This window comes from Indibacter alkaliphilus LW1, assembly GCF_000295935.2.
In the GTDB taxonomy this organism is placed as follows: domain Bacteria; phylum Bacteroidota; class Bacteroidia; order Cytophagales; family Cyclobacteriaceae; genus Indibacter; species Indibacter alkaliphilus.
In genome coordinates this window covers 1-5812 of record NZ_ALWO02000042.1, presented here as the reverse complement: position 1 = coordinate 5812, position 5812 = coordinate 1, and the positions used below count along the sequence as shown (strand labels likewise).

The window sequence follows — 5812 nt, the reverse complement described above, 5'->3', positions numbered from 1 at the left end:
TGTAGGCGGATATTCATATAAAATGATTTATTTTCCTAAGATACAGATGCCCTTCAATAGAAAAAATAACAACCTGAATTTAACTTTCGCCTGGTTGTATACTTTTTCAAGAGCACCTTTTCACTGTCCAGATGATGATGGCAGCCAAAAACATCAAAATTGAAATTTTATTGATCCCGTGCATCATCCTAAGATTGAAATTAGAAGGTTTGCCAGGATCAGGTTTCTGAAAAACCCGTATGAAGTAATTGGCAACTTCGCCAAGTTGAAAAAATTCCTTGAATTTACTTTTTGCCATTACAATACGCTTTAAGTTGGATAGTTTACCCTTAGAACAAATAATCAGGCTTCAGGTTCATTCCACATGCCGTCTTTTTTGATAATTTCAATCAACTCATCTACTGCTTTTTCGGACGGAACAGACCTCTTCACCACCTCTTTGCCTCTGTAGAGCGTAATCTTTCCTTTTCCAGATCCTACATACCCAAAATCCGCATCTGCCATTTCACCTGGCCCATTTACAATACATCCCATGATACCGATTTTCACACCTTTAAGGTGATCTGTTCTTTTTCTGATCATTGCAGTAGTTTCCTGCAGATCAAATAAGGTTCTGCCACAGGAAGGACATGAAATGTATTCAGTTTTTGACATTCGCGTTCTCGCTGCCTGCAAGACCCCAAAGGAAACTGAATTATGCAATTTGACCGTATCCAAAATGGAGAGTTTTTCTTGACTGGTTTTAGCAGATATTCCCAACATAATCCCATCTCCTAGCCCATCGACCAACATTCCACCGGCATCGGTTGCTGCATTGAGCATGGTCTGGTCTTTATCTTGGTCAGGGTAATTCAATTTGATCACTACAGGAATATCAATATTTTGCTCAAGCAATCTCACAAAAGCTCTTCTTATAGCTGCCAAAGAATGATCGTTATTAGTAAATAAAATAATAACAAGGTCTTTCCTATTCTGAATTAATGGAATTGAACTTTGTACTGCTATATCCTCCAGTTCAAGAAAATTCAATGTTTGATGTTGGGAATTCCTTTCCTTCCATTGATCAATGTTGAAACAAGGAAACTTGTTAACCTGATCTTCAGATTTTTTCCAAACTTCATAATTCTGGATTTCTTTCATTCCGTTTGGAAGCATAAATGGGATTGGATTATCTCCCGAAAAAATAAAATCAGCCCCTTGGTCATTCATTTTCCATTTGTCCAGTTCTGGAAGATAAAAATGACCCACATGCTTCATCTCTTTTTCACTGATTTTCTCAATTGAAGATATATCAGTAATCACCCTTGGCACATTGCTCCCTCCAAAGTTTCCTACTTCAGAACTTTGCCTTTTGGTATATTCAAAAGGATTGATCGGGTAATGGATTACCTCTTCAATTGGCAAATGATTCTTTCGATTTGAATATCGATCCACCAATGCTTTTGCCACTGGCGCTTCGAATTCCGGATCTTCAGTCAAGGAAACTCTAACTGTATCCCCAAGCCCATCTTCCAAAAGCGTACCGATTCCAACAGCTGACTTGATCCTACCGTCTTCCCCATCACCTGCCTCAGTAACGCCCAGGTGAAGTGGATAAGGTTTGAATCCGCCTTCTTCTAACTTATTGACCAAAAGTCTGTAAGCTTGCACCATAACCTGAGTATTGGAAGATTTCATAGAAATCACAATATCATGATAATTTTCATTCTCACAGATTCTCAAAAATTCCAAGGCAGATTCAACCATTCCAAGTGGGGTATCTCCATACCTGCTCATGATTCTGTCTGATAAAGAACCATGGTTAGTACCAATTCTCATTGCTGTACCGTGCTCTTTACATATTTTCACTAGGGGAAGGAAGCGCTCACGGATTCTCTCCAGTTCTTCCTGATAACTTTCATCTGGATATTCGATGACTTCGAACTTTTTTTTGTCAGCGTAATTTCCAGGGTTGATCCTGACTTTCTCCACGATTTTAGCAGCTATTTCTGCAGCATTTGGAGTAAAATGTATGTCAGCGACTAGTGGTGTACTGTACCCTTTTTCAAGAAGCCCGCGCTTAATCTCTCTCAAGTTTTCTGCTTCTTTGATACTTGGTGCGGTTATTCTGATCAGTTGACAACCACTCTCAATCATCCTAACACATTGCTCTATAGACCCTTGTGTATCCATAGTATCTACCGTGGTCATAGACTGTACCACAATAGGATTGTCACCTCCTATGATAACCTCCCCGACCTTAACAGGAATTGTTTTTCTCCTAGAATAACCTGTAAGGCTATCGCAGTATTTATTCTTATCCAACATGAGTTTGGTCTCCATTCTATTTACAGATCTCCTAATTGCGGTCTAATGATTATTTCTTCAACAACAGAGTTCGGCGAAAGTTTATAAGCTCCAAGAACGGCATCTGCAACATCTTCAGCTTTCATAAACCTACTTTCGGGAATATCAACCCCTTCCCAGCTTGCAGTAAAAGTTGCTCCAGGCATCACTGATGTTACTTTTATATGATGACCTTTAAGTTCCTGCCTAAGGCATTTGGTCATACCCAGCATTGCCCATTTGGATATAGCATAACTCCCTCCGTTTTCATAGGCCGTAAGTCCGGCTATAGAACCAATATTGAAAATATAACCATGGCTCTTTTCAATCATTCCCTTTACGAAATATCTTGTCAGGTAATATGCAGAAAAAAGATTGGTATGCATCATTAACTCAAAATTCCCTTCAGGTTCTGAATGAATAGAGCCTGGCAAAAAAACTCCTGAATTGTTAACAATCACATCTGGTTCACCTACTTTTTTCACACTCTCTGCAAAAGCCAAAACTTCCTCCCTTTTAGAAAGATCAGCTTTTTTAACATACACATTTATCCCGAATTTTTCTTCAATTTCTGTTTTCAAGCTTTCTAGCTCATTTTGATTTCTACTGCATGTAAAAATATCAAAACCTTCATTTGCAAACTTTTCGATGATCGCTCTGCCTATGCCCTTCGTTCCACCGGTAACCAATATGCTTTTCGCCATTTTATAACTGTATTTCGCTTTCCCCAAATTTCTTACTTTTTCAACTACCAATAATTCGGAACCAAACCCATTCAGTTCTCTTAAAGTCCTTAGTATTTCAATAGTTAGTATGACAACTATCTAGCGATAGCAAAGTTACATTTTTTTGAAAGATTTGCGAACTTAAACGGTTAATCCTCTTTTAAAGGAGCTTTTTACACTATTTTTATCGCATGGAAGATCAAGTTACTGACAAGCTGGAGTTAGCATCCCAATTTGTAAATAGCACGAACAGCCCTATATTCTTGACAGGTAAGGCTGGTACTGGGAAAACAACCTTTTTAAGAAGTCTGGGAGACCTCACTTATAAAAAATATGTAGTAGTCGCACCAACAGGAATAGCAGCATTACACGCAAGAGGGGTGACTATTCATTCTCAATTTTTACTTCCTTTGGGATCTTTCTTACCGACTCAAGAACCTGATGGAAATTTTGGAACAGGAGCTAACTTTTATACACAACAAACTTTAAGTAGAAGACACCCACTAAATTCTGCCAGGAGGGGAGTATTGAAATCTATAGATCTTTTGATTATTGATGAAGTAAGTATGTTGCGGGCTGATATTCTAGATGCAATTGATTTCAGGCTCAAGACCGTTAAAAGAAATTTCAATGAGCCATTTGGTGGAGTTCAGGTATTAATGATTGGAGACTTATTTCAATTGCCACCGATTGTAAAAAATCATGAATGGAGAGTTTTGGGTAAATTTTACAAAAGCATGCATTTTTTTGAAGCTCAGGCTCTTAGAAATTCCGGCATGGTGTATTTAGAACTAGACAAGATTTTCAGGCAGCGGGACAATACTTTTATTGAAATTTTAAACAACCTCAGAGAGAATAAAGTCACAGAGAATGATGTAAAAATTCTTAATTCTTACTTCAAATCACAGGAAGAATTAAAGAAAGTAGAAGACGCCATTACTATCACTACACACAATTATAAAGCAGAGGATATCAATCGAAAAGCTCTGAATGAACTTTCGGGAAAGCTTCATCAATTTGAAGCCGTCATAGCGAAGGATTTTCCAGAAGGCCTTTTCCCCTTGCCCAAAGTGCTTGAGCTGAAAGTTGGAGCTCAGATCATGTTCATAAAAAACGATACAAGTGGGCTATCTGAATTTTTCAATGGAAAAATGGCGAAGGTAAAAGACCTGAGTAATGATGAAATAACAGTGACTTTTGAAGGTCGTGAAGATGGCTATAAATTGAAAAAAGAGATTTGGGAGAATAAAAAATATATCATCAATGAAGACACCAAAGAATTAGAAGAAGAAGTAATTGGCACATTTGAGCAGTACCCAATTAAATTGGCTTGGGCTGTAACAGTTCATAAAAGTCAAGGGCTTACTTTTGAAAAAGCAGTAATTGATGTGGGGCAAGCATTTGCTCCGGGTCAGGTTTATGTTGCATTAAGCAGGTTAAGGTCAATGGATGGCTTGATTCTAAGGACAAGAATTTCTACAAATGCAATTAATAATGACCCTAGTGTTGTTACTTTTTCAAAAAGTACAGAATCCCTACCTCCCCTAACCACGGTTTTAGAACATGGGCAAAAAAACTATCTCCAAAAACTGATTTATCAAACTTTCGATTTTAAAGACATTTTGGATTCAATTACGATTTTTGAAAAAAATGCTGACAGCTCTTTAGAATTTGAAGATGAGGAAATGAGAACAGCTGTTGGCAAATTAAAAGAGCTGGTAATAGCGGAACTTGACTATTTGGGGAAGTTTCGAAATCAATTAAGCAGGCTAATTCAAGAGCAAAATATTTCGCATCTTCAGGAAAGACTTGAGAAAGCTGAAAAATACTATGAAGGAAAACTTGAAAACATTCTTTTCCACTTACTATTACACCACACAGAAGTTGAAAGGTTATCCAAAACGCAAACATACAGAGATAAGCTAGATGATATACAATTATCGATTTTAAAGAAATTGACCCAAGTCAAAAAAGCAGCAAAAGTAATACTTTCTATTATCCAAAATCAAGCTTTAGGAAAGCTTGAAAGTATAGACCTCGATGTTTCATATATTCGCTCCAAACTTGCAAAAGAAGCAGAAAAGCTAGCAAAAGAAAACCCTAAATTTTTGAAGAATAAAACCGGCAAACGGAAAAAAGGAAGTCCCAGTGTAAAGCTTGAAAAAGGGGAGACTTTTGAAATCACTTACTTAATGAGTGATCAGGGTGCTAGCATAGAAGAGATTGCTATTCAAAGGGGCCTAGCTGAGTCAACTATCAAAGGACATTTAGCAAAAGGAATTCAAAAAGGCAGAGTTTTACTTTCAACCCACATGGAACAAGAGATTATAGACCAAATTTCAGCAGTTATAAGAAGATACGATGCCGACTTGGTGAAAATAAGACAAGAAATGCCAGGGATATACGATTATGGAACTTTAAAAATGGTTGCAGCACATTTGGGTTTGGTTAAGGAAAAAAAGTAAATCGAGACACTATAACAGTAAACCCTAATTCTATTTAGTTTCAACGCCCTGTCAGCTCTTTGATTTTATCTGAAGTTAAGAATATCCAACAAACCAGCTCAGTTTCTAAATCTTACGATAGCCGATTTACGAGATCCTTGGGTCTTCTGATACCTTTTCTATTTTTCATCCTTACTCTTTCATACAACTTCTTGATTCAATATTCATCATTCATTATTCGAAATTATGAAATAGCGAACATCGAATAATGAACTTCGAAAGCACTTTGTCTCCGGCTTGCCCCTATAAACGCCAAAA

The 5812-nt window shown here is 37.3% G+C and carries 4 protein-coding genes; 1 reads left to right on the top strand and 3 read right to left on the bottom strand.

All coding sequences use genetic code 11. The features are described from left to right. Positions 1 to 106: 106 nt before the first annotated feature. From A33Q_RS15675 to A33Q_RS15665, 3 genes are read right to left on the bottom strand one after another with little or no spacing between them, the layout of a single operon-like run. On the bottom strand, positions 107 to 298 hold the full coding sequence (locus A33Q_RS15675) for a DUF6728 family protein (protein WP_009036472.1): 192 nt from the start codon (positions 296 to 298) through the stop codon (positions 107 to 109). Between the two features lie 44 nt (positions 299 to 342). Next, positions 343 to 2322: a (E)-4-hydroxy-3-methylbut-2-enyl-diphosphate synthase gene (ispG, locus tag A33Q_RS15670; RefSeq protein WP_009036471.1), complete on the bottom strand. Its 1980-nt coding sequence runs from the start codon at positions 2320 to 2322 to the stop codon at positions 343 to 345. Between the two features lie 5 nt (positions 2323 to 2327). Then, the gene (locus A33Q_RS15665) at positions 2328 to 3029 is read right to left on the bottom strand and encodes an SDR family oxidoreductase (RefSeq protein ID WP_009036470.1); all 702 of its coding nucleotides are present in this window, start codon (positions 3027 to 3029) and stop codon (positions 2328 to 2330) included. Between the two features lie 212 nt (positions 3030 to 3241). Here A33Q_RS15665 and A33Q_RS15660 point away from each other — a divergent pair, with 212 nt between their 5' ends. Next, positions 3242 to 5515 carry a helix-turn-helix domain-containing protein gene (locus A33Q_RS15660; RefSeq protein WP_009036469.1) on the top strand — a complete coding sequence of 758 codons (2274 nt, stop codon included), beginning with the start codon at positions 3242 to 3244 and terminating at the stop codon, positions 5513 to 5515. Positions 5516 to 5812: the final 297 nt, after the last annotated feature.

Excerpts from the sequence above, each read along its gene's own strand:
- A33Q_RS15665 (WP_009036470.1), bottom strand. The coding sequence starts at position 3,029 with ATGGCGAAAAGCATATTGGTTACCGGTGGAACGAAGGGCATAGGCAGA.
- A33Q_RS15660 (WP_009036469.1), top strand. The coding sequence starts at position 3,242 with ATGGAAGATCAAGTTACTGACAAGCTGGAGTTAGCATCCCAATTTGTA.
- A33Q_RS15675 (WP_009036472.1), bottom strand. The coding sequence starts at position 298 with ATGGCAAAAAGTAAATTCAAGGAATTTTTTCAACTTGGCGAAGTTGCC.
- ispG (WP_009036471.1), bottom strand. The coding sequence starts at position 2,322 with ATGGAGACCAAACTCATGTTGGATAAGAATAAATACTGCGATAGCCTT.